Here is a 26,799-nt window from a genome sequence, read left to right as displayed (position 1 = left end):
GGGTGGTGCTCGTGTACGGGCTCAGGCGGCCGTCGCGCGCAGCGACTCGACGTGGCGGCGGATCTCCTCGGGCGAGAGGTAGATGTCGGTGACCTCGAAGTCCTTCAGCGCGGCCGGCCTGCGGGCCTGGAAGCCGGTGCGGACGAAGTCGTCCCCGGCGACGGCGTTGAGGAACCAGCCCGCGGCGGCGCGGAAGCGGGCGGGGAAGGTGCGCAGCGCGCCGAGGTGGTAGCCGCGGGCGACGACCTGGGCGGGGAGGCCGCTGAGCGGGATGCCGAGGGGCTTGGAGACCGCCTCGACCCCGCCGAGGTCCACCACCAGGCCGAGGTCCCGGTGCCGGTACGGCCGGAGGGGGCGGCCGCGCAGCGCCGCGACCACGTTCTCGGCGACGGCCTTGCCCTGCCGCATGGCGTGCTGGGCGGTGGGCGGGCAGACCGCGCCGCCACCCACGTCGAGGTCGGGGACGGCGGCCGAGTCGCCGAGGGCGAAGACCCCGTCGGCGCCGGGTATGCACATCTCGGGGTCGGTGACGAGCCGGCCCTTGACGGTCTCGGTGCCGAGGGTGGTCACCAGGGGGCTGGAGACGACGCCGGCCGTCCAGATGAGGGTGCGGCAGGGCAGCTTGCGCCCGTCGGTGAAGGTCACGGTGTCGGGGGTGACCTCGGCGACGGACACGCCGAGCGAGACCTCCACCCCGCGCTCGCTGACGATCTGCATCGCCTTCAGCCCGAGCTTCTCGCCGAGTTCGGGCATCAGGCGGGGCGCGATGTCGATCAGGTGCCACTTGATGAGGGCCGGGTCGAGGCGCGGGTAGCGCTTGACCGCCGCCGTGGTCAGCCGCTGCAGGACGGCGGCCGTCTCGGTGCCGGCGTAGCCGCCGCCGACGACGACGAACTGCAGCCGCGACTCCCGCTCGGCCTGGTCCGTCGTTGCGGACGCCAGGTCCAGCTGTGCGATGACGTGGTCGCGGATGTAGGCCGCTTCGGCCAGGGTCTTCATGCCGCGGCCGTACTCGGTCAGGCCGGGGATGTCGAAGGTGCGGGTCACGCTGCCGGGGGCCAGCACGAGGTAGTCGTACTCCCTGACGAGCTCCTCGTCGGTGATCTTCTTGATGACGACGGCCTTCGCGGCCGGGTCGACCCCGATCGCCCGCCCGGGTATGACCTCGCTGCGGTGCACCATGCGGCGCAGCGGGACGGCCACCGCCTGCGGGGTGAGCACGCCGGCGGCGACATGGGGGAGCAGGGGCAGGTAGAGCTGGTGGCTCCATGGCGTGACCAGGGTGATCTCGGCCTCGTCCTGGGTCAGCCGCCGCTCCAGCCGGTGCACGCACTCCATGCCCGCGAAGCCGCCGCCGACGACCAGGATCCTGGGTCGCTTCATCACTCGCCTCCCGTAGGACCGTTCGGGGCCCGATTCCCTACCCGCGGCGTGTGCGGATACGCCTCCGGCCACGCTCGCACACGCCTCGTCGCGGCGCGAACGGAGCGGCGGCGGCCCGTCCCGGAGCGGCACGCTACCGGCCCCGGCGTGCCCGGATGAAGGGTTCGGCGGGACCGGGCCGGGGGAACCGGACGCGGGTCAGTCCGCCGGCCGCGCCGCCGCCCGGGGCGTGACGCGGCAGCGGGCGGGTCCGCGGGCCTGGAGGGTGATGCCGGCGCCGAGCGGTACGTCCTGGTCGACGGCCGTCAGTTCGTGGCCGCGCAGCAGCACGGCGAGGGCGAGCACCGACTCCAGCACGGACAGGTGCCTGCCGATGCACGCGCGGGGGCCGCCGCCGAAGGGGAGCCAGGCGTAGCGGTGGCGGGCGGCCTCCGCCTCCGGGGAGAAGCGGCCGGGGTCGAAGCGGTCGGGCTCCGTCCAGTGGCCGGGGTGGCGGTGGATCACCCAGGGGACGACGATGACGTCCGCGCCGGCCGGGACGGGGTGGCCCGCGACGAGGGTGGCGTCGACCGCGCGCCGTCCGATGACGGGCGCGGCCGGGTAGAGGCGCATGGCCTCCTTGATGACCGCCGTGAGCCAGGGCAGGGCGTCGAGGTCCGCGGCGCCGGGCACGCGGTCGCCGAGCACCCGGTCGATCTCGTCCGCGGCCCGGGCCTGCGCCTCGGGGTGGCGGGCGAGCAGGTGGAGGGCGAAGGCGAGCGAGGTGGCGGTCGTCTCGTGCCCGGCGAGCAGGAAGATCAGCACCTGGTCGCGGATCTCGGCGGGGTCGAGGGGGCGGCCGTCCTCGTCCCGGGCGGAGGCGAGCAGGGAGAGCAGGTCCTGGCCGTCGCCGCCCTCCGCGCGGCGGCGCTCGATGATGTCCTCGCAGACCGCGTACAGCTCCGCGGTGGCGGCGGCCGCCCTCCGGTTGCGCGGGGTCGGCCAGTGGCGGGGGGTGCGCACCGGGGCGAAGCCGCGCCGCCGGATGTGGTCGTCGACCACCGGCATGCGGCGGCGGACGGCGTCGACGGCCGGCTCGACCGCGCCGCCGAACAGCACGCGGGCGATCGTGCGGAGGGTCAGGCCGTGCATGTCGTCCAGGACGTCGACGGTGCCGCCGGGCGCGGTGTGCCAGGTGCCGGCGAGGGCGGTCGCCTCGGCGGTGACGGCGGTCGCGTAGCCGTCGACGCGCCGCGGGGTGAACAGCGGCTGCAGGAGCCTGCGCTGCCGCTGGTAGTCGGCGTCCTGGCTGGTGAGGAGCCCGTTGCCGAGCGACTGCCGGACCTCCTCGTAGAACGCGTTGTCCTTGCGGAAGCCGGCCGAGTCGGTGGCCAGCACCTGCTGGGCGCCCTCGGGTGAGAACACCGCGTACACCTCGGCGCGGAGTCCCGGTGGGCCCGCGGTGAGGCGGACGAGGTCGCCGTGGTCGCTCCGCGCGCGCTCGTAGGTGCCGAGGGGGTCGCGCAGCAGGTCGAGCAGGGACCCGAGGAGCGGCACCCCCGCAGGGCCCGGCGCCTTCGTGTGGGCGGTCGTCATGGTGCGATTGTGCGCCCGGTGCGGCGGCGACGGGGTCCGGGCCGGGAGTTTGGCCCGAACCCGCCCCGGGACCGATCATGGGGCGCCAGGGGCACCACGGGCCCGGGACGGACGGGAGGCACCATGGAGGACGCGCCGCGCTCGGCGGACGAACTGCTGGACATCGTGGACGAGAAGGACCGGGTGGTCGGTCGCGCGACGCGCGGCGAGGCCACCGCGCGCGGCCTGCGGCACCGCTGCGTCTTCATCCTGGCCAGGGACGGCGAGGGGCGCGTGTTCGTGCACCGCCGCACCGCGCAGAAGCTGGTGTTCCCCTCGCTCAACGACATGTTCGTCGGCGGTGTGGTGGGTGCGGGCGAGGCGTACGACGACGCGGCGCTGCGCGAGGCGGAGGAGGAGCTCGGGGTCTGCGGTCTGCCGCGTCCGACGCCGCTGTTCAGCTTCCTGTACGAGGGGGAGGGGGCGGCGGCGGGTCACACCTGGTGGTCCCGGGTGTACGAGGTGCGCTGCGATCTGCCGGTCGCGCCTCAGGTCGAGGAGGTCGCCTGGCACGACTTCGTGACGGAGGAGGAACTGGAACGCCTCCTGCCGGAGCGGGAATGGGTGCCCGACGGCCTGGAGGCCTGGGAGCGGCTGCGCGACTGGCGACGACGAAGGTGACGCTGATCAGCAGCGCCCAGGCGCCGAACTTGGCGAGGGAGACCGGCACCCAGCCGTGCTCCTGGTCGGGGTAGCGCCAGGCGCCCACGTAGGTGGCGGCGTTCTCCGCGACCCAGAGGAAGAAGCCGATGAGGACGAAGGAGAGCGCGAGCGGCATCCGCAGGCGCGCCCCGTCGACGGTGAAGTGCACCCAGGTGCCGGCGGTGGCCCACAGCAGCAGGACGGCCAGCAGCCACCGCGCGTCGGGCAGCCAGTGGTGGGTGAAGAAGTTGAGGTACACCGCCGCGGCCAGGATCGTCATGGCGCGGCGGCGGTAGCCGGTCAGGCCCAGCTCGAACAGCCGCCAGGCGGCGCACACGTAGCTGCCGACGGCGGCGTAGAGGAAGCCCCCGTAGAGCGGGACGCCGCCGAACTTGGTGAGCGCGGGTTCGGGGTAGCTCCAGGACCCCAGGTGCACCTTGACGAGTTCGAAGAGCAGCCCGACGGCGTGGCAGACCGCGATGACGGCGACGTCACGTCCGCGTTCCCAGCCGCAAACCCAGAACAGCGCGCTGAGCGCGACCCCGTAGCAGAGCAGCAGGTCGTAGCGGGCGACGGGGAGCGGGGGCAGCAGCCGCGAGCCGGCCACGCCCGCCATCAGCGCGACGGCGAAGGCGCAGCAGCGCGCCTCCGTCCAGCCGAAGAGCACGAGCCTGCGGATGCCGGTGACGATCGGTCCCATGGGGAGGGGGACACCGCGGGGCACCGCCGTGGTTCCGGCCACGTGCGGCCCGTTCCGGCCACGGTCGTGGGCGGGCGGGCGGCGCGATCAGTCCAGGGAGCGCAGGGCGGTGGCGACGGCGTCGTCGACGAAGGCCCGGCCGAGGCGGGCCCGGCCGACGACGCGCAGGCCCTGGACGAAGGTGGTGAGGAAGCGCGCGAGCTCCACCGGCTGCTTGTCGGCGGACAGCTCCCCCCGGGCCCGCGCCTTCTCCAGTGCCGCCGCGAGGGCGGACTCCAGCAGGCGGAGGGTGACCGCGACCCGGTCCATGGTGCCGGGGTCGTCCCCGCGCTCGGTGGCGGCGTTGACCAGCAGGCAGCCGCGTTCCGGGTCCTCCAGGTCGGCCTCGACCATCTGCGTCAGCGCGGTGCGGACGGCGGGGCGGATCTCGTCCGCGTTCTCCAGCAGTTCCACGAGTCCGCCGGCGTACTGGGAGCAGTAGCGCTCCAGGGCGCGGGCGTAGAGCTTGTCCTTGGAGCCGAAGGCGGCGTAGAGGCTGCCGCTGCCGATGGAGAGCTCGGTCAGCAGGTCCTGGAGGGACGTCGCCGCGTAGCCGCGGCGCCAGAACAGGTCCATCGCACGGTCGAGGGCCTGGTCGAGGTCGAACTCCCTGGTGCGCGCCATGGCGCGAGCCTACCATTTCTGGATCAACTGTTACACTATGCCGTCCGCGGACCGTCCCTTCACGGCCCCGCCCAGGACGCGCCCGGCCGGACGGCGCTCGGTACTGTGGGGGCCGTGATCAAGCATGCGCGGGCCGCGTTCGGGGCGGTCGCCCTGTGGTTCGCCCCGGCGCGGGTGCGGGCCGAGGGGACGACGCCCGACTACCGCTTCTCGCTCGCCAACGAGCGGACCTTCCTCGCCTGGCTGCGCACCGCCCTCGCACTGGTCGGCGGCGGGTTCGCGGTCGACCAGTTCCTGCGGGACCTGCGCCGTCCGGTCCGGGTGACGCTCGCGGTGGTGCTGGTGGTCGGCGGCGCCATGTGCGCGGTCCGCGCGGTGAACCACTGGGTGCGCTCCGAGCGGGCGATGCGGCGCGGGGAGGACCTGCCGGTCTCGCGCTTCCCCGCCCTGCTGGCCGTGCTGGTGGCGCTGGTGGCGGTGGCGATGCTGCTCACGGCGGTGCTGGGGTGGGCGGGCTGATGACGGCCCCGGGCGGGGACACGGCGCGCGACCCGGGCCTGCAGCCCGAACGGACCCGGCTGGCCTGGCGGCGCACCACCCTCGCCTTCGCGGTGGCGGCGCTGCTGGCCGGGCGCGAGGCGCTGCTGCACGGGGTGTCCCCGGCCGGACTGCTGGGGCTCTCGCTGTGCGCGCTGGCATGGCTGGCGTTCTCCGTCACCGCCCAGCGGCGGATCGCCGCCCTGAACCCGGCGCGGCCCGCCGCGATGACGTACGGGACTGCGTCCTGGGCGCTGCTGTGCGTCCTGGTGCTCGCCGTCGCGGGCGCGCTGCTGGTGTTCCTCGGCCCGCGCTGAGCGAGGACGCGGCAAGAACTTGAAGAGTTCAAGCTAATCATTTACCATCTCAAGCTTTTGAGTACACTCGCAGACATGAGCGCCCCGACCGCCGCGACGACCGCGCAGCCCACCAAGATCGAGCTGCTGGAGCTGCTCGCCGCCATCGGCACCGCCCAGTGGCAGGACTTCGCCGCCGCTGCCGCCCGGCACGGGCTGACCTCCATGCAGGCCAAGGTGCTCGCCCAGCTGGGCGGCCCGGTGCCGATGCGCGGACTGGCCGAGCGGCTGGTGTGCGACGCGTCCAACGTCACCGGCATCGTCGACCGGCTCGAGGCGCACGGCTTCGTCCGCCGCGAGGTGAGCGCCACCGACCGCCGGGTCAAGAACGTCGTGGCCACCGACCTCGGGCGCGAGACCATCCGTCGCGTACGGGACGAGATGCAGGCAACCCACGGCGCCCTGGACACCCTGGACGAGGGCGAGCAGGCGGCCCTCTACGCGCTGCTGGAGCGGCTGCGCCCGGTCATGGAGGCCCGCGGCAAGGACCGCTGACGCGCCCCGGCCCGGGCACGGGAACCGCCCCCGGCGCGGGAACGGGGGCGGGAGCCGGTCGGCGCCAGGCCGCGCAGCGGGGCGACGAGGGCGCGGACCTCGCGGTCCGCGAAACCGGGCTCCCCCGCGATCACCCGCACCAGTTCCCCGCGCACCGCCCGTCCGCGACCCGCCTCGACCAGGGCCAGCGACTCGGCGAGCGCCGCGGGGAGGTCCGGTCCGTGCCAGGGCTCCGCGGCGTACGCGTCGAACCAGCGCGGCGGCGGGAAGGACGGCTGCAGTTTCGCCTGCGAGTCGCCGAAGTACGACCACACCACCGGGTGCAGCGACACCCCGGCGACGTGCCCGGACGGCAGGGAACGCGCCCAGTCGCCCGCGGTGTTCTGCTGCCAGCGCCAGGTGTTCGGGCTCGTCCGCCGGCGGGCCGTGACCCCGACGAAGCGCAGCTTGCGGCGGATCACCGGCCACGGCTCACGGCTCTCGCGCACCCAGTCGGCGAGGGCGGCGAACAGCGCGTCGTAGGTGCTGCCCCCGGAGACGAGGTCGACCAGCGCCACCGGGCGGGTGCGGCGGGCCAGGGCGTGCGGCGCGAGGCCGGCCGCGGCCAGGTGCTCGCGCAGCCGGGCCGTGTGGGCGGGTGGCGGTACCGGGCGCAGGCGCAGCGACAACGGCAGGCGCAGCAGGCTCCCTTCCCGGGAGGAGCCCTCGAAGGCGCCGGTCAGCAGGTCGTACATGCTGTCCAGGGAGCGGCCGACGAAGCACAGGTCGGCGCCGCCGGAGCGGGCGAGCACCTTCCCCGCGCACACGGTCAGTTCGGGCAGGAACCACAGGCGGGGGCGTGCGGCGCCCTCGGTGAGGGTGCCGAGCCGGTCCGGCGGCGCCCCGCCGCGGGCACGCGACAGCGCCCAGCGGTACGGCTGGGGCGGCGGGGCGGGCGGCGGAGGCGTCATGATCCCCAGTGCAGCACCCCGACTCCGCCCCGGTCACCTGGTTTTCGGTGCGCGGAAACGTTCCGCTTGACATGTCTCGAACATAGAGTCGCCCTGGGCACCACGCGGTGCCGGGCGGCGTGAGGGAAAGGGCACACGGCGGTGAGGTGCGAGCGATGTTCCTGATCACCGGGATCCCCGCGTCGGGGAAGTCGACGGTGGCACAGGCACTGGCCGAACGATTGCCCCGCTCGGCGCACGTCCGCGGCGACTCGTTCCGGCGGATGATCGTCGGAGGGCGGGCGGAGGCGCTGCCCGGCGACGGTTCGGGGGACGTCGCGGGCCTGACCGAGGAGGCGCTGCGGCAACTGCGGCTGCGGCACTCCCTGGCGGCGGCGAGCGCCGACGCCTATGCGGCGTCCGGGTTCACCCCCGTGCTGCAGGACGTCATCCTCGGCGACGAACTGCCGCGCACGATCGCCCTGTTGCGCACCCGGCCACTGCACGTCGTGGTGCTCGTGCCCTCCCCGGAGGCGATCGCCGCCCGCGAGGCCGGGCGGGCCAAACGGGCCTACGGCGCCTGGACGCCGGCCGACCTCGACCGCGCCCTGCGGGCCGGCACCCCGCGGATCGGCCTGTGGCTGGACACCTCACGCCAGACCCCGCAGGAGACCGTGGACGCCGTCCTCCGCCACGCCGGACCCACCGGCTGACCCGGTCCCGGCAAGGGCGCGGCAGGGCGGCGGTTCGCGGGTCAGGGGGCCAGGACGTCCAGTTCGCGCAGCGCGCCGACGCAGATCTCGCGCATCAGGCGTTCCGCGGCCTCCGCGTCGCGGGCGCGGACCGCCTCGGCGACGCGCACGTGGAGGGTGACCGCCTCGGGGTCGGGGGCGCTGAACATGACGTGGTGCGCGGTGCGCCCGGTCAGCACCTCCGCGACGACGTCGCCGAGCCGGGCGAACATCTCGTTGCCGGACGCGGTGAGCACCACCCGGTGGAAGGCCACGTCGTGCACCAGGTACTCGTCGAGGTCGGCGGCCCGCCCCGCCGCGGCCATCTCGGCGGCGAGGACGGTCAGTTCGCGGCACTGCTCCGGGGTCGCGGCGGTCGCCGCCAGACCGGCGGCCACGGGCTCGACGGCGGTGCGGAGCATGGTGAGCGAACGCAGCTGCCGGGGCCGGTCCGCCCCGGCCAGGCGCCAGCGGATGACGGCCGGGTCGAAGACGTTCCACTCCTCGGTGCGGCGCACCGTGACGCCGACCCGGCGCCGCGACTCGACGAGGTGCATGGCCTCCAGGACGCGTACGGCCTCGCGGACGACGGTGCGGGAGACGCCGTAACGCTGCTCCAGTTCGTCGATGCGCAGCACCGTGCCCGGCGGGTACGCGCCCGAGGCGATGGCCGGACCGAGTTCCGCCAGGACACGGGCGTGCAGACCGCCGTGCTCCGCCTGCCGATCGATGAACCCGTCCATGGGCGACAGCCTATGCGGCCAACGCTTCGTGTGACGATTTGATGTCGGCCCCTTGAATAAGTAGTACCTATGGCGTTTCCTGGGGCGGTCACGCGGACGAGGAGGTACCAGTGATGACCGAGGCAGGCCCGCGGGCCCCGCACCTTCCCCTGGTGGTGGTGATGGGCGTGTCCGGTTCCGGCAAGTCCACCGTCGGGGGGCTGCTCGCCGAGCGGCTGGGAGTCCCCTACGCCGAGGCGGACGACTTCCACCCGCCGGCGAACATCGCCAAGATGTCGGCCGGGCACCCGCTGGACGACGAGGACCGGGCACCCTGGCTCGACGCCATCGCGGCGTGGATCGTCGAGCGCGGTGAGCGCGGCGGCGTCGTCAGCTGCTCGGCGCTGCGGCGCCGCTACCGCGACCGGCTCCGCAAGGACACCCCCGGTCTGTTCTTCCTGCACCTCGACGGGTCCGAGGAGCTGATCGGCGCGCGCCTGGCGGCGCGGATGGAGCACTTCATGCCCGCGGGCCTGCTGCGCTCCCAGTTCGACGCGCTCGAACCGCTGGAACCCGACGAGGCCGGCGCCGTCGTCACCGTCGAGGGCGACCCCCGGCGGATAACCGACCGCGCCCTGGCCGTGCTCCCCCACTGAGCCCGTCCTCCCCCGCCACCGTCCCCCACCCCCTCCCCCCACGGAGTAGAAACGTGTCTGCACTCAGCGCCGAGTTGCTGGCCGCGGCCCCCGCGGCGACGGAGCCGATCACCAGCGCGGGCGACACCCGCCTGGCCGTCGCCGCGCTCGCCGGCATCGCGGTGATCGTCCTGCTGATCACCCGCTGGAAGATGCACGCCTTCCTCGCCCTCACCATCGGCACCGGAGTCCTCGGTGCCGTCGCGGGCGCCCCCCTCGCCAAGACCATCGCCAGCTTCACCACCGGCCTCGGCTCGACCGTCGCGGGTGTGGGCGTGCTCATCGCGCTCGGCGCGATCCTCGGCAAGCTGCTCGCCGACTCCGGCGGCGCCGACCAGATCGTCGACACCGTCCTGGCCAGGACGGGCGAACGGCGGCTGCCCTGGGCGATGGCGCTGATCGCGGGCCTGATCGGGCTGCCGCTCTTCTTCGAGGTCGGCATCGTGCTGCTGATCCCCGTCGTCCTGCTGGTGGCCCGGCGCGGCAACCACTCCCTGATCCGGATCGGCGTCCCGGCGCTGGCCGGCCTGTCGGTGATGCACGGCCTGGTGCCGCCGCACCCGGGCCCGCTCGCCGCGATCGAATCCATCCACGCCGACCTCGGCACCACCCTCGCGCTCGGCGTGCTCGTCGCGCTGCCCACCGTCGCCATAGCCGGCCCGCTCTTCGGGCGGGTCGCCGACCGCTGGGTGAAGGTCACCCCGCCCGAGCACCTCACGCCCACCCGGGCCTCGGACGACCTGGACCAGCGCCCCGGCTTCGCCCCCACCGTGGCCACGATGCTGCTGCCGGTGGTGCTGATGCTCGGCAAGGCGCTGGTGGACGTCCTCGTGGACGACCAGGACAGCCTGGTCTTCCGGGTCTTCGACGTCATCGGCTCACCGCTGATCGCCCTGCTGTCGGCTGTCGTCCTGGGCATGTTCACCCTGGGCGGGGCGGCCGGCTTCACCAAGGAGCGGATCTCCACGACGGTAGAGAGGTCGCTCGGCCCGATCGCGGGCATCCTGCTGATCGTCGGCGCCGGCGGCGGTTTCAAGCAGACCCTCATCGACGCGGGCATCGGCGACATGATCCTCGGCTGGTCGGACGGCTGGAACATCTCGCCGCTGCTGCTGGCCTGGCTGATCGCCGTCCTGATCCGGGTCGCCACCGGCTCCGCCACCGTGGCCACCATCTCCGCCGCCGGTCTGGTCGCGCCGCTGGCCGAGGGGATGACCGGGACGCACGCCGCGCTGCTGGTGCTCGCCGTCGGCGCGGGCTCGCTGTTCTTCTCGCACGTCAACGACGCGGGCTTCTGGCTGGTGAAGGAGTACTTCGGGATGGACGTCCCGCAGACCCTCAAGTCCTGGTCCGCCATGGAGACCGTGATCTCCGTCGTGGGGATCGTCTTCGTGCTGCTGCTCTCGCTCGTCCTGTAGGCGTCACGGCGGCGGGGCGACGCCTCCACGTCGTCGCCCGTACGCCCTGCCCTGATACGTTCCATGCGTCTGACCAGGGAAAGGCGTCAAAATGTCACAGCTGCACACCGACCATCCGTTCACCGAGGAGATCGCCCCCGGGGTCCACGCCTACGTCCAGCCGGACGGGGGGTGGTGCCTCAACAACGCGGGCTGGGTGACCGACGGGGCCACGACGCTGCTGATCGACACCGCCGCCACCGAACGCCGCGCCCTGATGCTGCGCGACGCCCTCCTCGCCTCCGGCGCGCCGATGCCCGCGCACGTGGTCAACACCCACCACCACGGTGACCACACCTACGGCAACAGCGTCTTCGCGGAGGGCGCCCGCATCGTCGGCCACTCGGCGTGCGTCACCGAGCAGATCGCGGCCGGGCACCAACTGCACGCGATCTGGCCGGACGTGGAGTACGGCGAGGTGCCGGTGGTCCCGGCGACGGTCACCTACGAGGACCGCCTCACCCTCCACGTCGGCGAGGAGGAGGTGCAGCTGCTGCACCCCGGCGTGGCGCACACCCTCGGCGACACGATCGTCTGGCTCCCGGGGCGCAAGGTCGTCTTCACCGGCGACCTGGTCTTCAACGGCGGCGCGCCGTTCGTCCCCATGGGCTCCCTCGAGGGTTCGCTGCGCGCCCTGGAGGTGCTGCGCTCGCTCGACGCCGAGGTCGTCGTGCCCGGCCACGGCGGCATCTGCGACCCCTCGGTGTACGCGACCGTCGAGGGCTACCTGCGCTTCGTGGCCGAGCTTGCGGCCGAGGGCCACAAGGCGGGGCGGACGCCGATGGAGGTGGCGCGGGCGGCCGACCTCGGCGGGTTCGCGACGCTGCGCGAGCCGGAGCGGCTGGTCGCCAACCTGCACCGCGCCTACGCGGAGCTGGACGGCCTGCCGCTCGGCTCGCCGCTGGACCTGCCGCCGGTGATCACCGACATGGCCGTGCTGAACGGCGGCCGGATCCCGGAGTGCCTGGCCTGAGGGCCGTGCGGGCCGCCCGTCGCCGGGTCACCAGCGGCGGGCGGCCCAGCCGGGCTCGGCCTTGCGCATGGCGGCGGCGTCGTCGCGCACGTGGAAGGTACCGTCGTCCTCCAGCCAGCGGCGGTGCAGCGCGGCCAGGGCCGTCCGGTCCAGTTCGACCCCCAGCCCGGGGGCGTCGGAGACGGGCAGCCGGCCGCCGCGGAACTCGTGCCGGCGGGTGATGACGTCCTCGGTCTGCCAGGGGTAGTGCGAGTCGCAGGCGTGGTGGAGGTCCGGCACGGTGGCGGCGACGTGGGTCATGGCGGCCAGGCTGATGCCCAGGTGGGTGTTGGAGTGCATCGACAGGCCGACCCCGAAGGTGCGGCAGATCGCGGCCAGTTCACGGGTGTTGCGCAGCCCGCCCCAGTAGTGGTGGTCGGAGAGCACGATCTGGACCGCGTCCTTGGCGAAGGCCTCGGCGATCTCGGGGAAGGTCGTCACGCACATGTTGGTGGCGAGCGGCACGTCGGTGCCCGCGGACACCTCGGCCATCAGGGCGGTGCCGGTGGCCGGGTCCTCCAGGTACTCCAGGACGTCGCCGAGCTCCCGCGCCACGTGCAGCGAGGTCTCCACGGACCAGGCGCCGTTGGGGTCCAGGCGCAGCGCCTGCTCGGGGAAGGCCTGCTCGAGGGCCCGTACGGCGGCGATCTCCTGCTCGGGCGCGAACACCCCGCCCTTGAGCTTGAACGAGGTGAAGCCGTGCTCGCGCACCAGCCTGCGGGCCTGCGCGACCACCCCGGCGGGGTCCAGCGCGGCGTCCCAGTCGTCCTTCTCCCCGTGGCCGCCGGGGTGTTCGGCCCAGCGGTAGAACAGGTAGGCGCTGTAGTCGACGGTGTCGCGGACCTTCCCGCCGAGCAGGGCGTGCACGGGCAGCCCGAGCGCCTTGCCGAGGGCGTCCAGGCAGGCCACCTCGAAGGCCGAGACCACGGAGAGCAGCAGTTTGTCGGCGGTCTGGACGCCGCGCAGGCCGCCGGCGTCCACCGCGTCGGTGGTCTCCTCGGGGGGCGCGCACACCAGCGCCGCGAGGACCGGAAGGTTGTTCAGGTCGTCCACGCGGCAGCCCGGCAGGGCCTCCGCCAGCGGCCGGGCGAGTTCCAGGTAGCGGGTGTCGCCGTAGGTCTCCCCGACGCCGCTCACCCCGCCCGCGGTGGTCACCTCGACGATCAGGCGCGGGGTGTAGGGCTGGTGCACGCCCTGGGTGTTGAGCAGCGGCGGGTCGGAGATGAGGACGGGGGTGAGGCTCACCCCGGTGATCGTCAGATCCCTCTGCTGTGCCACGGCACGCCACCCCTCGCGTTCATATATGTGAATCCTGTGCGTCCACCAGAACGCGACCCTAGGTGGCGTCCGGATGCCCGTCAAGAACGCGCAGGTCGGCGGCGCTACACCGGTTCGCCGGACGGCGCCGGGACCCAGTCCGGCAACGGCTCCAGGGCCGCCCTCCAGGCGGAGGGCAGCTCGCCGACCCCGGTGCGGGCGGCGATGACCCCGCCGGCGATCGCACAGGTGGTGTCCATGTCCCCGAGCCCGGCGACGGTGTCCCACAGACCGCCCTCCAGGTCGTCCGGGTGCCGCGCGGCGCACCACAGCGCGAAGGGGACGGTGTCCTGCGCGGAGACCCCGTAGCCGGAGCCCAGGACCTCGGCCGCGTGCCGGACCGACGTGGCCTCCGGGAAACGGCTCGCGATGCGCAGCCCGGAGCGCACCTCGCTGTCGGGCAGCCGGTCGGCCACCCGCGCGAGCAGGTCCCGCGGCGCCGGTCCGCCCCGGCTGCGCGCGGCGAAGGCGGCGGCGAGCGCCACGGCGACGGCGCCGACGGCGGCCTCGGGGTGGTGGTGGGAGACGGCGGCCTGCGCCGCGGCGGCCCCGGCCACGCCCTCCAGGTCGGCGGCGAGCCACGCGCCCAGCGGTGCCACCCGCATCGCGGCGCCGTTGCCGTACGAGCCCTGCCCGCCGAACTGCTCGCCGACGACGTCCGCCCAGCGTTCGCCGGCGCCGATGCGGCGCAGGACGTCGTGCATGGAGGGCCCGTACTTGCGGTGGGGATCGGCGGCGTAGGCACCGGCGAGGCCGGCCGCCAGGGAGTCCTGCCCGACGGATCCGCCGTTCCCCGCCAGGTGCCCGAAGAGCACCAGGGCCTGGGCGGTGTCGTCGGTCCAGTACCAGGGAACGTCCTCGGGGGCGATCCGGTGCGCCATGCCGCCCTCCCGCTCCTCCCGCGAGGTGAAGAACCAGCGGTCGCCGAACGCGTCGCCGTGGGCCAGTCCGTACAGCGAGTCGAGCGCGGCGGGCGGGATCATGGTCATCAGTCTCGCAGCGTCCGCAACGCCGGTCACCTGCTTTTCCCGGCGGCGGGCGGGGCGGCGGACTGGACGACATACCGACTGGTCGGCATGATAGCCGGGACAGGTGCCCACGGCAGCGGCGAGGAGCAAGGATGAGCGGGACGGAGAACCCACCGGGACTCGACCTGGAGCGGTTGCGGCGGCACCTGGACGCCGAGCGGCCCGGGCTGCTGGCGGGCCCGCTGGACGGCGAGCTCATCGAGGGCGGCCGGTCGAACCTGACCTACGCGGTGACCGACGGCGTCTCCCACTGGGTCGTCCGGCGTCCCCCGCTCGGCCACGTCCTGGCCACGGCGCACGACATGACCCGCGAGCACCGCGTCATCAGCGCCCTGCGCGAGACCCCCGTGCCCGTCCCCGGGGCCGTGCTGCTCTGCGAGGACCCCGAGGTCGTCGGGGCGCCCTTCTACGTGATGGACTTCGTCGAGGGCACGCCCTACCGCACCGAGCGGCAGCTGACGGCGCTCGGACCGGAACGCACCCGCGACATCGTGCTGCGGCTGGTGGACACCCTGGTGGCGCTGCACGCCGTGGACCCGCGGGCGGTGGGACTGGACGACTTCGGGCGGCCCGACGGCTTCCTGGAACGGCAGCTGCGCCGCTGGGGCAAGCAGCTCGACGCCTCGCGCAGCCGCGAACTGCCCGGGATCGACGAGCTCTCCGCCCTGCTCGGCACCCGGCTGCCGGCCTCCGCGCCCGCGACGGTCGTGCACGGCGACTACCGGCTGGACAACGTCCTGGTCGGCGCCGACGACACCGTCCGGGCCATCCTCGACTGGGAGATGTCCACCCTCGGCGACCCGCTCACCGACCTCGGGCTGCTGCTGATGTACGGCGAGCTGCGTCCGACGCCCGGCACTCCCGTCTCCGTCACCGGGGGCGCGCCCGGCCACCCCTCCCCCGCCGAGCTCGTCGAGCGCTACGCGGCCGGCTCCGGCCGTGACGTGTCCTCGGTCGCCTGGTACACCGCGTTCGCCTACTTCAAGCTCGCGGTGATCCTCGAGGGCATCCACTACCGCTACACCCTCGGCCAGACCCTCGGCGCCGGCTTCGACCGGATCGGCGCCCTGGTCCCGGCCTTCATCGACAACGGCCTGCGGACGCTTCAGGAAGGCTGAGCCATGGATTTCGCGTACGACGCCAGGACCGAGGAACTGCGCGGGCGGCTGCTCGCGTTCATGGACGAGCACGTGTACCCCGCGGAACCGGTCTTCCACCGGCAGCGCGAGGCGGCTGTGGGCGAGGAGGTCTGGTCCGCGCCGCCGGTCGTCGAGGAGCTGAAGGCGGCGGCCCGCGAGCGCGGACTGTGGAACCTCTTCCTCCCCGGCGAGCGCGGCGCCGGGCTGACCAACCTGCAGTACGCGCCGCTGGCCGAGATCACCGGCCGCAGCCCGCACCTCGCCCCGCCGGCCCTCAACTGCGCCGCGCCGGACACCGGCAACATGGAGGTGCTGGCCGAGTTCGGCAGCGAGGAGCAGCGCAAGAGCTGGCTGGAGCCGCTGCTCGCGGGCGAGATCCGCTCGGCCTTCGCGATGACCGAGCCCGACGTCGCCTCGTCCGACGCGACCAACATCGAGACGCGGATCGAGCGGGCCGGCGACGAGTACGTCGTCAACGGCCGCAAGTGGTTCATCTCCGGCGCCATGAACCCCCGTTGCCGGATCTTCATCGTCATGGGCAAGACCGACCCGTCCGCCGAGCGGCACCGCCAGCAGAGCATGCTCCTCGTACCGCGGGACACCCCCGGCCTCGAAGTGCGCCGCGGCATGCGGGTGTTCGGCTACGACGACGGGGACCACGGCGGCCACGCCGAGGTCGTCTTCCACGACGTGCGGGTCCCCGCGGAGAACCTGATCGGCGAGGAGGGCGGCGGTTTCGCCATCGCGCAGGCACGGCTGGGCCCGGGCCGCATCCACCACTGCATGCGCCTGATCGGCATGGCCGAGCGGGCGGTGGAGCTGATGTGCCGCCGGGCCACGGGGCGGGTCGCCTTCGGAAAGCCGCTGGCGGCACAGGGTGTCGTCCAGCAGTGGATCGCCGAGGCCCGGGTGGAGATCGAGCAGTTGCGGCTGCTGGTGCTCAAGACCGCCTGGCTGATGGACACCGTCGGCAACCGGGGGGCCCACACCGAGATCCAGGCCATCAAGATCGCCACCCCGGAGAAGGTCGGGCTGATCCTCGACCGCGCCATCCAGCTGCACGGCGCGGGCGGCGTCAGCCAGGACTTCCCGCTGGCCGAGCTGTACGCGGCGGCCCGCACGCTGCGGCTGGCCGACGGCCCCGACGAGGTCCACAAGCGCTCCCTGGCGCGCCGCGAGCTGAAGCGCCACGCCCAGGAGGGCTGACCCAGCGGCGGCCCCGCGGTGGCCCCACGGCACCCCGCCGCGGCGCCACCGCATCGCGGCGCGTGAGGACCCGGCCGGCCGCGTGGGATCCGCCGCGCGGCCGGGTGCCCGCCGCGCGGTCAGCCGGGCACGACCACCAGGCGGCCGGTCGTCGCGCCGTCGGCGACCCGCTGGACGGCGTCCGCCGCGCCCTCCAGCGGGACGCGCTCGCTGACGAGGGGCCTGACGGCGCCCTCCGCGGCGAGGCGGGTGAGCTCGTCGTGGCAGCGGCGCACCGCGGCGGGGTCGTGGGTGTTGTACAGGCCCCAGTGGAGGCCGACGACGGAGTAGTTCTTGACCAGGGCGTGGTTGAGGCCGGGGCTGGGGATCGTGCCACTGGTGAAGCCCACGACCAGGATGCGGCCCTCGAAGGCTATGCACTTGGTCGACCGGGTGTAGGCGTCGCCGCCCACCGGGTCGTACACGACGTCGGCGCCGCGCCCGCCGGTCGCCTCCTTGACGACGGCTACGAAGTCCTCGGCGGTCCGGTCGACGACGACGTCGGCGCCCAGCTCCCGCACCACTTTCGCCTTGTCGGGGCCGCCGGCCACCCCGATGACGGTGGCGCCCGCGGCCCTGCCGAGCTGGACGGCGGCGCTGCCGACACCGCCCGCCGCGGCGTGCACGAGCAGCGTCTCGCCGGCGCGCAGCCCGGCCCGCCGGTGCAGCCCGAACCAGCCGGTCTGGTAGCCGATGTGGAGGGCGGCGGCCTCGGCGTCGTCCAGGGCCGGGGGCGCGGGCAGCACGTTCGCGGCGGGGACGACGGCGAGTTCGGCGAAGGCACCGCCGGGCAGCGCGGCCGGGGCGATGACCCGGTCGCCGGCCGTGTGCCCGGTGACCCCCTCGCCGGCCGCGACGACCTCGCCGCAGAGCTCGACGCCCGGGGTGAACGGCAGGGGCGGCCGCACCTGGTAGTGCCCCCGGCACAGCAGCGCGTCGGGGAAGTTGACGTTCGCGGCCCGGACCTTCAGGAGCAGTTCACCGGGGCCCGGCTGCGGGTCGGGGACCTCGTCCAGGCGCATCGCCGCGCGCGGCTCCCCGTTCTCGTGCACTCGCCATGCCTTCATGCGGTCTGCTCCCGGTTCGGTTCAGGGCTGCCGCACGGAGTGCAGCAGCATGTCTGCGAAGTCGGCGGCGACCTGGCCGGCGGACAGCGGCCCGTCCTCCCGGTACCAGGTGCCGAGGTGGTGCACGGCCCCGAAGAAGAAGTCGACGACGAGGTCGGGCCGGACCTCCGGCCGGAACACGCCCTCGCGCTGCCCCTCCTCGACCAGTGCGCGGAACTTCTCGTGGTAGCGGCGCCGGTCGGCCCGCACCGCCTTCTGCTTCTCCGGGCTGAGCTGGTGCATAGACCGGAAGAAGATCTTGGTGTCGTCGAGGTTGTCGATGCTGGTGACGACGACGTCGGCGGCGGCCTCGACCAGGCGTTCGGCCACCGGGGCCGTCTCCTTGCCGGCGATCGCCTCCAGGCGCTCCATCTGCAGCCGCAGCACGCGCCCGTAGATCTCGTGCAGGAGGTCGTCCTTGCTGCCGAAGTAGTGGTAGAGCGCTCCCTTGGTGACCCCGGCGGCCTCGACGATCTCCTGCACCGACGTCCGGTCGTACCCGCGCTCGGCGAAGAGGCGGGTGGCCTCGGCGAGCAGCCGCTGGGGTACCGCGGTCGCGGTCGCCTTGGGGGGGGTGGTGCTCCGTGCCATGGCCTGCCCTCTCTCCGTACCGGTGCGCCCGGACAGCATACCGACCGGTATGTGGCTCAATCCCTCCGTGCGCGCAGCTCCCTGCGCAGGATCTTGCCGCTGGACGTCTTCGGCAGCTCGGGCAGGACCTCGACCTCGCGCGGGTACTTGTACGCCGCGAGGCGGTCCCTGCAGTGCCCGACCAGTTCCGCGGGGTCCGCCTCGGCCCCCGGCCGGAGGCTGACGAAGGCCTTCACCGACTCGCCCCGGTAGGCGTCGGGGACCCCGACCACGGCCGCCTCGCGCACCGCGGGGTGGGCGTACAGGACGTCCTCGACCTCGCGCGGCCACACCTTGAAGCCGGAGGCGTTGATCATGTCCTTCTTGCGGTCGACGACGAAGAGCCAGCCCTCCTCGTCCATGAAGCCGATGTCGCCGGTGCGCAGTTCCCCACCGGGCAGCGCCGCACGGGAGGCCTCCGGCTGGTTCCAGTAGCCGGGGACCACCATGGGCCCGCGTACGGCGATCTCGCCGTGCTCGCCGAAGGGCACGTCGGCGCCCTCGTCGTCCACGATGCGCACCATCGTCCCGGGGCCCGGGACGCCGACCGAGAGCGTCCCGGAGACCGGGTCGACCGGGGCCTCCAGCCCCGCGGGGACGCTGGCGCAGGGCGCCGTGCACTCGGTGAGGCCGTACCCGTTGCGCAGGTAGTGGCCGAAGCGCTCGCGGAAGGCGGCGACCAGCGCGGGCGGCACGGGGGCGCCGCCGGAGTAGAGCAGGTGGAAGGAGGAGAAGTCCTCGGCGGTGGCGTCGGGCCGCGCCATGAGCGCCATGTAGGCGGTGGAGGGGCCGACCATGTACGCCGGGCGGTGCTCGCGCAGCGCGTCGAGGACGACGCCCGGCTCGAACCGGTGGGCGAGCGCGACGGTGGAGCCCGCGACCAGGCCGGCGGCCAGCTGGCAGACCATGCCGGTGATGTGGAACAGCGGGGCGAGGGCGAAGAGCGTGGCGCCGTCGGGCAGGACGCTGTGCGCGCGCTGCCGGTCGGCGTTGTAGCTGATGTTGCCGTGGGTGTTCATGGCGCCCTTGGGGACGCCGCTGGTCCCCGAGGTGTAGCTGATCAGCGCGACGTCGGCCCCGGTCAGCCCGGGGTCGGGCAGCTCCGGGCCGGCCGCGCCGCCGCGTGCGGCGGCCAGCAGGTCGTCGGTGTCCCCGGGCGGTGTGCGCCGCTGGGGCAGGACCCGCTCGTCGTCCCTGGTCTGCAGGTCGAGTTCACTGGTCGTCAGCGGGATCCGCACCGGCGACCCGGCCGCCGTCCGGCGCACGTACGCGTCCCAGGCCCGGTCGGCGCACACCAGGGCGGTGACCCCGGCGTCCGCCAGCACATGGGCGAGTTCGCGCTCCTTGTACATGGGGTTGACCGGCACGACGGTGCCGCCGGCCTTCCAGGCGCCGAGCAGCGCGACCGCGAACTGCGGCACGTTCTGCAGGAGGACAGCCATCCGGTCGCCGCGCGCGAAGCCGCGGGCGGCGAGGTACCGGGCGAGCCCGTCCGACAGCGCGTCGAGTTCGCGGTAGCTCAGGCGGCCGTCGAAGTACGCCAGCGCGGTGCGGTCGGGGACGCGGGCGACGACCTCGCGGAAGGCGTGCAGCAGGGTGACCGGCGGGTCGGGGAGGGTGTGCAGCTCCTCGTCGAAGTGCCGCAGCCAGGGCTTGTTCGCGTACGGGCTCACGCGCCGTGCCCCTCCTCCAGCTTCCGCTGCACCCGGTTCATCCCGCCGATCCAGCGGTCGGTGTCCCCGGCGCGGGCGGCGTAGTGGGCGGCCGTCCCGGGGTGCGGCAGGATCAGGAAGCGCTCGTCGGCGATGCCCTGGAGCACGGCCGCGACGACGTCCTCCGGCTCGATGGCCGTGGGGGCGAGCACGAGGTCGCCCGCGGGGCCCGCGGCGCGCAGCATGTCGGTGCGCACGCCCTCCGGGCAGACGGCGTGGACGCGCACGCCCCGGTGCCGGTAGGTGAGGGCGAGCCACTCGGCGAAGGCCAGGGCGCCGTGCTTGGTGACCGAGTACGGGGCGTCCCCGACCATCGTCAGCAGCCCGGCGGCGGAGACGGTGGCGACGAAGCGGCCCTCGCCGCGCTCCAGCCACTCCGGGAGGAGTGCCCGGGCGGCACGCACGTGGGCCATGACGTTGACGTCCCAGACCCGTTCCCACACGGCGTCCTCGGCCTCGGCCCCGGCCATGCTGCCGACTCCGGCGTTGGCGCAGAACACGTCGACGCCCCCGCCGAGGGCCGCGCGGGCGGGCCCGACGACGGCGGAGGCGTCACCGGGGACGCAGATGCCGCCGATCTCGTCCGCGACGGCCTTGGCGCAGTCCTCGTCCAGGTCGTTGACGACCACGCGCGCGCCCTGCGCCGCGAACCCCCGGGCCAGCGCCGCCCCGATCCCGCCCCCAGCACCGGTGACGACCACCCGGGCATCGCGCAGCGCTTCCATCGCGTCTCCTTCGACTTCGACTCGGAACGGCTCCGGTCAACATACTAAGCGGTCGGTCATACCTTGGGAAGGGCGCACCGGGCCGGTGGCGGGATTCCCCCCGCGCGGTGTATGGCCGCACCCGCGCCGGATTGGGATGATGCGACCGCATCGGTCCGGGCGAACCAGGGGGACGGTCATGCCGGGGATGAGTGTCGAACCGTACTGGGAGCTGACCTTCGACGCGGACGGCGACCCCGACCGGGCGCAGCGCGACCGGCTCACGGCGGGTGTCGGCGCGCGGGGCGTCACCGATCTGCTGGTCTTCTCGCACGGCTGGAACAACGACCGCTCCGGCGCGACCGCCCTGTACGACCGCTTCCTCGCCCCCGTCCCCGGGCTGCTCGCCGGCCGGGCCCGGCCCGGCACGGTCCTGGGCTACGTCGGCGTGCTGTGGCCCTCCATGCGCTTCTCGGACGAGCCGATCCCGGACTTCGAGGCCCTGCTGCCCGTCCCGGAGCCGCCCCGGCCGGAGCCGGCGCTCGACGCCGCCAGCCGCGACGCGCTCGTGGCGGTCTTCCCCGGGCACGAGGACGAGATCCGCCGGATCGCCGAACTGCTGGAGGAACGCCCCGACGGCGAGGAGCCGTTCGTGGAGTTCGCCGCCCTGGTGCGGCGCCTGACCGGGGTCGCACCGCAGACCGTCGCCGGGTTGTGCGCGGACGACACCTCGGACGCGGCGCCGGGCGCGGAACCGGCCGTCCTGTGCGGCGATCCCGTGGCCGCCTGCGAGGAGTACGCGGCGGCCCTGGAGGGCGGCGCCCGGCTGCCGCTGGCGGGCGGCGGCTGGACGCGGCTGTGGAACGGCGCCAAGGAGATGCTGCGCCAGGCGACGTACTACGCGATGAAACGGCGGGCCGGTACGGTCGGCGAGCGCGGACTCGGCCCGCTCCTCGGCCGCCTCGCCCGCACCCACCCCTCGCTCTCCGTCCACCTGGTGGGGCACAGCTTCGGCGGCCGGCTGGTCTCCTACGCGCTGCGCGGACTGCCGGAGGGGGTGCGGGCGGTGAAGTCGGTGACGCTGCTCCAGGGCGCCTTCTCGCACTACGCGTTCGCGTCCCGGCTGCCCCACGACGGCGCGCACGGCGGCGCGTTGGGCACCGCCCGGCTCAAGGTGGCGGGCCCGGTGGTGTCCTGCTACTCGCGCCACGACACGGCGCTGGGCACGATGTACCCGATCGCCTCCCGGCTGGCGGGCGACGACCGCGGGTTCGGGCCGGACCTCGGCGACCGCTGGGGGGCCACCGGCCACGACGGCATCAAGGCGGTCGACGGCACCATGGACGTGCCGCTGGCCGAGGCGCTGCGCGGGGCGTTCCCCCGGGCCGGCTGCGTGAGCGTGGACGCCTCGGCCGTGGTGAGCCGCGGGGGCCCGCCGTCCGGGGCGCACAGCGACATCTGCCACCCCGAACTGGCGCGGATCGTGTTGCGCGCGGGCCGGCTCCTGGCCTGAGGCCGTAGGCCGTTCGCCGGCCCGCGCGGGCCGTGCTCGGCGGGTCAGCGGTGGGCGGGGAACTCCACGACCTGCTGGTAGGTCGGGCGGTTCTGCCAGCTGATCTTGCCGTGCTTGATGCCGCCGAGGGTGCGGTGGATGATCGTGTCGGCGCACCACTGGTCGCCGGCCGAGCAGTTCTCGTCACCCGGGTACACCTGGGCGGCGGTCCTGGCGGCGGCCTGCTTGAGGGTGCCGGTCAGCACGTCACGGCAGGCCGCGAGGTCGCCGCCGCCGCAGTAGGTGCGGGCCAGACCGCCCCGCACGGGTTCGCCGAGCACCGCCCGTACGTCCTTGTCGACGTAGGACCACCAGCCGTACTGGAAGGAGCTGCCGGCATGCGAGCCGGTCGGGCCGTGCCCGGCCGAGGGCGCCTCGTCCACGGTGAGGTTGGCGGTCAGTGCCGCGTACAGCTCGCTCCCCAGGCCCGGTTCGAACTGGGCCTTGACCAGCAGCGGCCACCAGGCGTCCATGATCCGCACCGCGTCGGCGTTGGCGTAGGCGTGCGAACCCGGCGAGGTCTCCCGGCGCTTGGCACCGGCGGCCACCCAGTCGGAGAGCTTGGTGACGGCCGCGGACACCGCTGGGTCGGAGACCGCTCCGCTGCGCAGCACTTTGAGCAGGCCGGGCAGCACGTCCTCGCCGCGCAGGTCGGTCAGCGCCGCATCGGCCATCGCCTTGGTGAGCTGGGCGCGGGTGACGCCGCCCGCCGCGACGAGCTTCTTCACCCGGTCGTCCAGCAGGTTGCCGCGGTGCACCGAGCCGTTGCCGAACCCGGCCGCGTCGTAGCCCTTCGCCTGCCGGTTGTTCCAGGAGACGTAGTAGTCCTGGCCGACGGACTGCGGGTGCTCCGAGGCGGGCGTGTAGTCGGCAGTGTTGTGGGCCGGGTCGAAGCCGCGCCACTCGTACGCGGGCTCGGCGCGGACGGGGAAGGTCGGGTCGACGTCGGCGGCCCGCACCGGGTTGGCGCCGCTGTTGAAGTAGGCGGCCTCACGGGAGTCGGCGTAGAACCAGTTGAAGGTGTAGTTGATGTGCTGGACGGCCTGCTGGAAGGAGGCCGCGTCGGTGACGGCGGAGGGGTCGTTGAGCATCTGGAAGCCGACGACCGAGTCGGCCTCGTGCATGTACGAGCTGCGCAGCGCCACGTAGGCGACCTTCTTGCCGTCGATCGTCGCGCGGTGCGTCACCGGGCCGTACTCGGTGCGGTAGATCTGCATCCGGTAGGAGCCGGCCGCCGTGCCGTCGGCGGTGGTGGGCTTCCAGGAGTTGCTGCGCTCCAGCTTCTCCATGGCCGTGCAGGTGCCGCGGTAGAGGTAGTGGACGTCGTCCTGGCAGAGCTCGACGGTGTAGGTGTCGGTGATGTCCTGGGCCGAGGTGGTGGCGCTCCACGCGTAGTCCTGGCCGCGGCCGAGCTCCACGTACATGCTCAGGCCCGCGAAGGAGGCGCCGCGGGCGCTGATGCCGGGGCCCTGGATCTCCTGGAGCATCAGCAGCTGTGGCGCGAAGTAGCCGGTCTGCGGGCCGAACACGGCGATCGGGTGGCCGCTCGCGGTGTGCGCGCCGCTGACCAGCAGCGCGTTCGACATGCCACGGGTGTTCGCGGAGAGCGCGCTCGTGGTGGCGCTCTTCGACGCCGCGGAGGCCTTCGCGGTGCCCGCGCTGCCGGTGCGGTCGTGGACGAGCGGCTCCACCGTCACGCTCCCGGCGTCGGGCAGCGCCCTGCCCCGCGGGTTCTCCGGGCGGACGGCGTAGGGGAAGCTCTGGCCGTCGTGCACGGTCAGCACGGCCTCGGGGTCGTCGCGCTCCCGGAACGACTCCCAGACCCTGGTGCCCTCGGTGACCCCGTACTTCTGCTGGGCGGCCAGCAGGGACAGGGCGTTGGTCACCTCACCGCCGCCTCCGGTGCCGAACAGCGCGCCGATCACGGAGGCCAGCGCGATCAGGTCGGTGGACTTGAACCTCTCGATCGTCCCGGCGTTGGTGATGGCGTCCTTGTGGCCGGTCAGCACGTACTCGCCGGGGAAGTAGCGGCCACTGTCGGAGGCCGCGATGTAGGCGTTGATCCCGTCCACGTAGGCGTTGACGTCGGCCAGCGCCTGCCGGCCGCGCTCCCCGTTCTGCGTGGCGATCCAGTCGATCTGGGCCTGCAGGTCCTCCTCGGTGTACGGCGCGGCGCGCCAGAACTCCTGCTCCAGACCCTGGTTGGCGGGGGCGCCGCCGGCGAACGAGGTCAGCTGACCGCGCCCCACGTGCCGGAACAGGTCCATCAGCCACAGCCGGTCCTGCGCCGCGGCGTACCCGGCGCCGAACTCGGTCCCGTACCGCGTCGTGCCGGAGATGTGCGGGACCCCGGTCTTCTTGTCGCGGGTGATCGTCACGTCGCTGCGGGGCGAGGTCGTCGAGGCGACCTGCCCGGCCGGGACGCCGAAGGAGGCGTCGTTGAAGAAGGTGTTGATGGTGGCGTCGGTGAGGTTCTGGTACCCGCCGGCCAGGTTCGCGTACGGACCGAGCTGGTCCTCCGCGTGCTCCGGCTGGGTGCCGAAGATCTGGTTCAGCAGGATCTGGGCGAGGGTCGCGTTGCCGTTCTGGCCCGGCGGCAGGACGTCCGAGCACCGTCCCTGGCAGTAGTCGGTGACGGGGGCGGCGTGCGCCGCCATGGGCAGCGGCGCGACGAGGCTCGCCCCCAGGGCGAGCACCGCCGCCGCCGCGGCCGTTCTGAGGCTTGTCCTGAACCTGCCAATTCTGGATCGCATGACCACTCCTCCCGAAGCGCGGTGTGACGCAGGTTACTTCGGGAGATGACCGCCGAGTAAGGTGAACATGCGTCACGTTTCAGCTACGCCATCCCGGCTGGAACTCGCCGCGCCGGGGATGGATCCGGAACGCCGTCCGTTACGTCCATTCGACAGCGATGCGACACCGACGACGGAGGTGGCACACCATGGCCGGATTCCGGAGCCTCGCCAGACAGGTGCGCGATCCCCGGCGCTCCCCCACCCAGCGCCGCACCTACCTGCGCAGGTGCCTCGAGCGCTTCGCGCCGTACGGGCACCGCGCGACCTGGGACCACCTGTGCACCGGCGCGGGGATCGCGCCCGACGACCGCGAGCCGGACCCGGTCCGGCTCGTCACGGCCCTCGCGGAACTGGAGGAGGCGCGAGCGGTCTGGCTCACTTACGAGCGGGAGTTCGCGGCCCGCCGCAAGGAGGAGAAGTACTACGGCATCCGGCAGCCCGGCGCGCTCGACGACTGGCACCGGCGCACGTGGGGCGGCAACGGGGTCGCCTGGTGCGAGGACCCCCGCGTCCACCCGGACGACCGGCTGGCGGACGTGCTGCGCCGCCTCATCGCGGCGATCGACGCCGGGCCGGGGGCGGGGTGCCCGGTCTGCGGTGAGCAGCGGCTGCGATGGCGGAACGGGCTCAACCACTACCCCGGGGCGGGGCCCGTGTGCGGGCGGTGCGGGATCGTGGTGCCGGTGCCTGTTCTCTGCGAGGCTGCGTTGGTGGGGGCGCGGGGGGCGCTTGTCCCTTCGGGATGAGCCTGCGGGCGGCTGCGCCGGGCTGCCCGGTGGGTGGTTGTCTGCGGGTCGTTTGTGGCTGGGGTTGGGGTTTCTCCCCCACCCTCCCGCCCGATTGCCCGGCGCGATTGGTGCGGGCCTGCGCAAGTACGTCGGGGGTCGGCGCCGCGCCGGCGCACGTCCTCAACGCTCGCGGTCTACGCCAACATCCTTGGGCACCGCGTCCGCCGCTCGTCGTTTCCGGGCGCACCCCGACACACCCCCTCCCGAGGTACGGGCGCACAACGGCCGGTGGGGGGTCAGATAGGCGTGCAGGGGTACCCCGAACCGCTCTCTGACCCCCACGGCTCCATGGCCCTACGCCCACATCATTCGGTGCCGGCGCTCGTCCCTCCCCAGCCTTCGGTCAGGGGGGAGGCACCCCAGCCACGCCCCCTCTTGTGTGCGCATGACCGCCGCGGCCATGAGAATTGCGCCCACGTCATTCGGCATCGGGTTCGCCGCTAGGGCGTGTCGTCAAATGAGCGCCGGCCGCCCGAAGGGCGGGCCCACCGGCGTCTGGTGTCGTGCATCGCAAGGCGGAGAGTCGTCCTCGTAGTGGGCTACTCGGACGATTCGACAACGCAGCGGGGTGCCGTGCCAGGCGTCGCTGGGCAGGCGGGCATTTGACGACACGCCCTAGCGCGGGCGCGTTAGGCAGGGGCGGTGCCCTGGACTGCCTTGTGACCACCCACCGGCCGTTGGTCGCTGTCGATTCGGAGGGGGTGGGGTCGTAGGGGCGGGCGTTCTGGACGCTGACGTGTATTTGATGTGCGGCAGCGACGGCACCGACGAGTGCTGCCCGCCATGCACATAAATATGCGGTACAGAATGCCCACCCCGGAGGCCCCGCCCCCGGCCCACCAACCCA

At 73.7% G+C, this 26,799-nt stretch carries 24 protein-coding genes and 1 pseudogene; 12 read left to right on the top strand and 13 right to left on the bottom strand.

Translation table 11 applies throughout. From position 1 onward, the window contains the following. Positions 1 to 21: 21 nt before the first annotated feature. Entirely contained in the window at positions 22 to 1,383 is a 1,362-nt protein-coding gene (locus ACFZAU_RS32940) for an NAD(P)/FAD-dependent oxidoreductase (RefSeq protein WP_500555216.1), read from the bottom strand. Between the two features lie 198 nt (positions 1,384 to 1,581). After that, complete coding sequence (locus tag ACFZAU_RS32935) at positions 1,582 to 2,958, bottom strand: cytochrome P450 (protein WP_500555215.1); 1,377 nt, start codon at positions 2,956 to 2,958, stop codon at positions 1,582 to 1,584. 123 nt (positions 2,959 to 3,081) lie between these two features. Between ACFZAU_RS32935 and ACFZAU_RS32930 the strand changes: the two genes are divergently transcribed. Continuing rightward, a complete protein-coding gene (locus tag ACFZAU_RS32930; RefSeq protein WP_500555214.1) occupies positions 3,082 to 3,618 on the top strand; it encodes an NUDIX hydrolase in 537 nt (178 codons plus the stop codon). Between the two features lie 52 nt (positions 3,619 to 3,670). Here ACFZAU_RS32930 and ACFZAU_RS32925 read toward each other — a convergent pair. Together ACFZAU_RS32925 and ACFZAU_RS32920 are read right to left on the bottom strand one after the other, a co-directional pair. Further along, positions 3,671 to 4,255 (bottom strand): annotated as a pseudogene (locus ACFZAU_RS32925) (DUF817 family protein); the annotation flags it as partial. Positions 4,256 to 4,426: 171 nt separating this feature from the next. Next, a complete protein-coding gene (locus tag ACFZAU_RS32920; RefSeq protein ID WP_500555213.1) occupies positions 4,427 to 5,002 on the bottom strand; it encodes a TetR/AcrR family transcriptional regulator in 576 nt (191 codons plus the stop codon). A 114-nt stretch (positions 5,003 to 5,116) separates the two neighbouring features. Here ACFZAU_RS32920 and ACFZAU_RS32915 point away from each other — a divergent pair, with 114 nt between their 5' ends. The 3 genes from ACFZAU_RS32915 to ACFZAU_RS32905 all read left to right on the top strand — a co-directional run bounded on the left by ACFZAU_RS32915 (position 5,117) and on the right by ACFZAU_RS32905 (position 6,390). Next, the gene (locus ACFZAU_RS32915) at positions 5,117 to 5,521 is read left to right on the top strand and encodes a YidH family protein (RefSeq protein ID WP_500465560.1); all 405 of its coding nucleotides are present in this window, start codon (positions 5,117 to 5,119) and stop codon (positions 5,519 to 5,521) included. Further along, complete coding sequence (locus ACFZAU_RS32910) at positions 5,521 to 5,856, top strand: DUF202 domain-containing protein (protein WP_500555212.1); 336 nt, start codon at positions 5,521 to 5,523, stop codon at positions 5,854 to 5,856. The genes ACFZAU_RS32915 and ACFZAU_RS32910 overlap by 1 nt, the downstream gene beginning before the upstream one ends. A 75-nt stretch (positions 5,857 to 5,931) precedes the next feature. Continuing rightward, on the top strand, positions 5,932 to 6,390 hold the full coding sequence (locus tag ACFZAU_RS32905) for a MarR family winged helix-turn-helix transcriptional regulator (protein WP_499603679.1): 459 nt from the start codon (positions 5,932 to 5,934) through the stop codon (positions 6,388 to 6,390). On the opposite strand, the gene ACFZAU_RS32900 is transcribed toward ACFZAU_RS32905, so the two are convergent. Beyond that, the gene (locus ACFZAU_RS32900) at positions 6,333 to 7,340 is read right to left on the bottom strand and encodes a hypothetical protein (RefSeq protein ID WP_500555211.1); all 1,008 of its coding nucleotides are present in this window, start codon (positions 7,338 to 7,340) and stop codon (positions 6,333 to 6,335) included. The two genes, ACFZAU_RS32905 and ACFZAU_RS32900, sit on opposite strands and share 58 nt — an antisense overlap. A 155-nt stretch (positions 7,341 to 7,495) precedes the next feature. On the opposite strand from ACFZAU_RS32900, the gene ACFZAU_RS32895 reads away from it, so the two are divergent. After that, positions 7,496 to 8,032 carry an AAA family ATPase gene (locus ACFZAU_RS32895; protein WP_500555210.1) on the top strand — a complete coding sequence of 179 codons (537 nt, stop codon included), beginning with the start codon at positions 7,496 to 7,498 and terminating at the stop codon, positions 8,030 to 8,032. A 41-nt stretch (positions 8,033 to 8,073) separates the two neighbouring features. Here the strand turns inward: ACFZAU_RS32895 and ACFZAU_RS32890 are convergent, their stop codons facing one another. Beyond that, complete coding sequence (locus tag ACFZAU_RS32890) at positions 8,074 to 8,793, bottom strand: FadR/GntR family transcriptional regulator (protein ID WP_499603685.1); 720 nt, start codon at positions 8,791 to 8,793, stop codon at positions 8,074 to 8,076. A 113-nt stretch (positions 8,794 to 8,906) separates the two neighbouring features. Here ACFZAU_RS32890 and ACFZAU_RS32885 point away from each other — a divergent pair, with 113 nt between their 5' ends. From ACFZAU_RS32885 to ACFZAU_RS32875, 3 genes are all read left to right on the top strand, one after another. Next, a complete protein-coding gene (locus ACFZAU_RS32885) occupies positions 8,907 to 9,428 on the top strand; it encodes a gluconokinase (protein WP_500555209.1) in 522 nt (173 codons plus the stop codon). 53 nt (positions 9,429 to 9,481) lie between these two features. Beyond that, positions 9,482 to 10,885: a GntP family permease gene (locus tag ACFZAU_RS32880; RefSeq protein ID WP_500555208.1), complete on the top strand. Its 1,404-nt coding sequence runs from the start codon at positions 9,482 to 9,484 to the stop codon at positions 10,883 to 10,885. Between the two features lie 91 nt (positions 10,886 to 10,976). Then, positions 10,977 to 11,897 (top strand): MBL fold metallo-hydrolase, encoded by a 921-nt coding sequence (locus ACFZAU_RS32875; protein ID WP_499603690.1) that lies wholly within the window; start codon positions 10,977 to 10,979, stop codon positions 11,895 to 11,897. A 27-nt stretch (positions 11,898 to 11,924) separates the two neighbouring features. On the opposite strand, the gene ACFZAU_RS32870 is transcribed toward ACFZAU_RS32875, so the two are convergent. Continuing rightward, positions 11,925 to 13,214, bottom strand: a complete 1,290-nt coding sequence (locus ACFZAU_RS32870) for a glucarate dehydratase family protein (RefSeq protein WP_500555207.1) — start codon at positions 13,212 to 13,214, stop codon at positions 11,925 to 11,927. Between the two features lie 104 nt (positions 13,215 to 13,318). Beyond that, a complete protein-coding gene (locus tag ACFZAU_RS32865) occupies positions 13,319 to 14,242 on the bottom strand; it encodes an ADP-ribosylglycohydrolase family protein (protein ID WP_500555206.1) in 924 nt (307 codons plus the stop codon). Positions 14,243 to 14,373: 131 nt separating this feature from the next. Here ACFZAU_RS32865 and ACFZAU_RS32860 point away from each other — a divergent pair, with 131 nt between their 5' ends. Both ACFZAU_RS32860 and ACFZAU_RS32855 read left to right on the top strand, forming a co-directional pair. After that, positions 14,374 to 15,399: a phosphotransferase family protein gene (locus ACFZAU_RS32860; protein WP_500555205.1), complete on the top strand. Its 1,026-nt coding sequence runs from the start codon at positions 14,374 to 14,376 to the stop codon at positions 15,397 to 15,399. Positions 15,400 to 15,402: 3 nt separating this feature from the next. Further along, positions 15,403 to 16,626, top strand: coding sequence for an acyl-CoA dehydrogenase family protein (locus tag ACFZAU_RS32855; RefSeq protein ID WP_500555204.1), 1,224 nt, complete (start codon positions 15,403 to 15,405; stop codon positions 16,624 to 16,626). A gap of 119 nt (positions 16,627 to 16,745) precedes the next feature. Here ACFZAU_RS32855 and ACFZAU_RS32850 read toward each other — a convergent pair whose 3' ends face one another. The 4 genes from ACFZAU_RS32850 to ACFZAU_RS32835 are packed head-to-tail and all read right to left on the bottom strand — an operon-like array spanning position 16,746 to position 20,838. Further along, positions 16,746 to 17,732 carry an NADPH:quinone oxidoreductase family protein gene (locus ACFZAU_RS32850; RefSeq protein WP_500555203.1) on the bottom strand — a complete coding sequence of 329 codons (987 nt, stop codon included), beginning with the start codon at positions 17,730 to 17,732 and terminating at the stop codon, positions 16,746 to 16,748. 21 nt (positions 17,733 to 17,753) lie between these two features. Further along, entirely contained in the window at positions 17,754 to 18,362 is a 609-nt protein-coding gene (locus ACFZAU_RS32845) for a TetR/AcrR family transcriptional regulator (protein WP_500511324.1), read from the bottom strand. A gap of 56 nt (positions 18,363 to 18,418) precedes the next feature. Then, entirely contained in the window at positions 18,419 to 20,074 is a 1,656-nt protein-coding gene (locus ACFZAU_RS32840) for a long-chain-fatty-acid--CoA ligase (RefSeq protein WP_500555202.1), read from the bottom strand. Continuing rightward, a complete protein-coding gene (locus ACFZAU_RS32835) occupies positions 20,071 to 20,838 on the bottom strand; it encodes an SDR family oxidoreductase (protein ID WP_500555201.1) in 768 nt (255 codons plus the stop codon). Before ACFZAU_RS32835 ends, ACFZAU_RS32840 begins: the two co-directional genes overlap by 4 nt. Positions 20,839 to 21,025: 187 nt before the next feature. Between ACFZAU_RS32835 and ACFZAU_RS32830 the strand changes: the two genes are divergently transcribed. Further along, positions 21,026 to 22,330, top strand: coding sequence for a serine-threonine protein kinase (locus tag ACFZAU_RS32830; RefSeq protein ID WP_500555200.1), 1,305 nt, complete (start codon positions 21,026 to 21,028; stop codon positions 22,328 to 22,330). 44 nt (positions 22,331 to 22,374) lie between these two features. On the opposite strand, the gene ACFZAU_RS32825 is transcribed toward ACFZAU_RS32830, so the two are convergent. Next, the gene (locus ACFZAU_RS32825; protein ID WP_500555199.1) at positions 22,375 to 25,122 is read right to left on the bottom strand and encodes a penicillin acylase family protein; all 2,748 of its coding nucleotides are present in this window, start codon (positions 25,120 to 25,122) and stop codon (positions 22,375 to 22,377) included. 188 nt (positions 25,123 to 25,310) lie between these two features. Between ACFZAU_RS32825 and ACFZAU_RS32820 the strand changes: the two genes are divergently transcribed. Continuing rightward, a complete protein-coding gene (locus ACFZAU_RS32820; RefSeq protein WP_499603709.1) occupies positions 25,311 to 25,910 on the top strand; it encodes a hypothetical protein in 600 nt (199 codons plus the stop codon). Positions 25,911 to 26,799 lie beyond the last annotated feature (889 nt).

The sequence above is a fragment of the Streptomyces sp. NPDC008238 genome, assembly GCF_042956445.1.
Lineage (GTDB): Bacteria > Actinomycetota > Actinomycetes > Streptomycetales > Streptomycetaceae > Actinacidiphila.
This window is presented reverse-complemented; position numbering and strand designations above follow the sequence as displayed.

Bases quoted from the DNA above. Each gene is read 5' to 3' on its own strand.
- ACFZAU_RS32940 (WP_500555216.1), bottom strand. From the start codon at position 1,383: ATGAAGCGACCCAGGATCCTGGTCGTCGGCGGCGGCTTCGCGGGCATG.
- ACFZAU_RS32935 (WP_500555215.1), bottom strand. From the start codon at position 2,958: ATGACGACCGCCCACACGAAGGCGCCGGGCCCTGCGGGGGTGCCGCTC.
- ACFZAU_RS32930 (WP_500555214.1), top strand. From the start codon at position 3,082: ATGGAGGACGCGCCGCGCTCGGCGGACGAACTGCTGGACATCGTGGAC.
- ACFZAU_RS32920 (WP_500555213.1), bottom strand. From the start codon at position 5,002: ATGGCGCGCACCAGGGAGTTCGACCTCGACCAGGCCCTCGACCGTGCG.
- ACFZAU_RS32910 (WP_500555212.1), top strand. From the start codon at position 5,521: ATGACGGCCCCGGGCGGGGACACGGCGCGCGACCCGGGCCTGCAGCCC.
- ACFZAU_RS32905 (WP_499603679.1), top strand. From the start codon at position 5,932: ATGAGCGCCCCGACCGCCGCGACGACCGCGCAGCCCACCAAGATCGAG.
- ACFZAU_RS32900 (WP_500555211.1), bottom strand. From the start codon at position 7,340: ATGACGCCTCCGCCGCCCGCCCCGCCGCCCCAGCCGTACCGCTGGGCG.
- ACFZAU_RS32895 (WP_500555210.1), top strand. From the start codon at position 7,496: ATGTTCCTGATCACCGGGATCCCCGCGTCGGGGAAGTCGACGGTGGCA.
- ACFZAU_RS32890 (WP_499603685.1), bottom strand. From the start codon at position 8,793: ATGGACGGGTTCATCGATCGGCAGGCGGAGCACGGCGGTCTGCACGCC.
- ACFZAU_RS32885 (WP_500555209.1), top strand. From the start codon at position 8,907: ATGACCGAGGCAGGCCCGCGGGCCCCGCACCTTCCCCTGGTGGTGGTG.
- ACFZAU_RS32875 (WP_499603690.1), top strand. From the start codon at position 10,977: ATGTCACAGCTGCACACCGACCATCCGTTCACCGAGGAGATCGCCCCC.
- ACFZAU_RS32865 (WP_500555206.1), bottom strand. From the start codon at position 14,242: ATGACCATGATCCCGCCCGCCGCGCTCGACTCGCTGTACGGACTGGCC.
- ACFZAU_RS32860 (WP_500555205.1), top strand. From the start codon at position 14,374: ATGAGCGGGACGGAGAACCCACCGGGACTCGACCTGGAGCGGTTGCGG.
- ACFZAU_RS32855 (WP_500555204.1), top strand. From the start codon at position 15,403: ATGGATTTCGCGTACGACGCCAGGACCGAGGAACTGCGCGGGCGGCTG.
- ACFZAU_RS32850 (WP_500555203.1), bottom strand. From the start codon at position 17,732: ATGAAGGCATGGCGAGTGCACGAGAACGGGGAGCCGCGCGCGGCGATG.
- ACFZAU_RS32845 (WP_500511324.1), bottom strand. From the start codon at position 18,362: ATGGCACGGAGCACCACCCCCCCCAAGGCGACCGCGACCGCGGTACCC.
- ACFZAU_RS32835 (WP_500555201.1), bottom strand. From the start codon at position 20,838: ATGGAAGCGCTGCGCGATGCCCGGGTGGTCGTCACCGGTGCTGGGGGC.
- ACFZAU_RS32830 (WP_500555200.1), top strand. From the start codon at position 21,026: ATGAGTGTCGAACCGTACTGGGAGCTGACCTTCGACGCGGACGGCGAC.
- ACFZAU_RS32825 (WP_500555199.1), bottom strand. From the start codon at position 25,122: ATGCGATCCAGAATTGGCAGGTTCAGGACAAGCCTCAGAACGGCCGCG.
- ACFZAU_RS32820 (WP_499603709.1), top strand. From the start codon at position 25,311: ATGGCCGGATTCCGGAGCCTCGCCAGACAGGTGCGCGATCCCCGGCGC.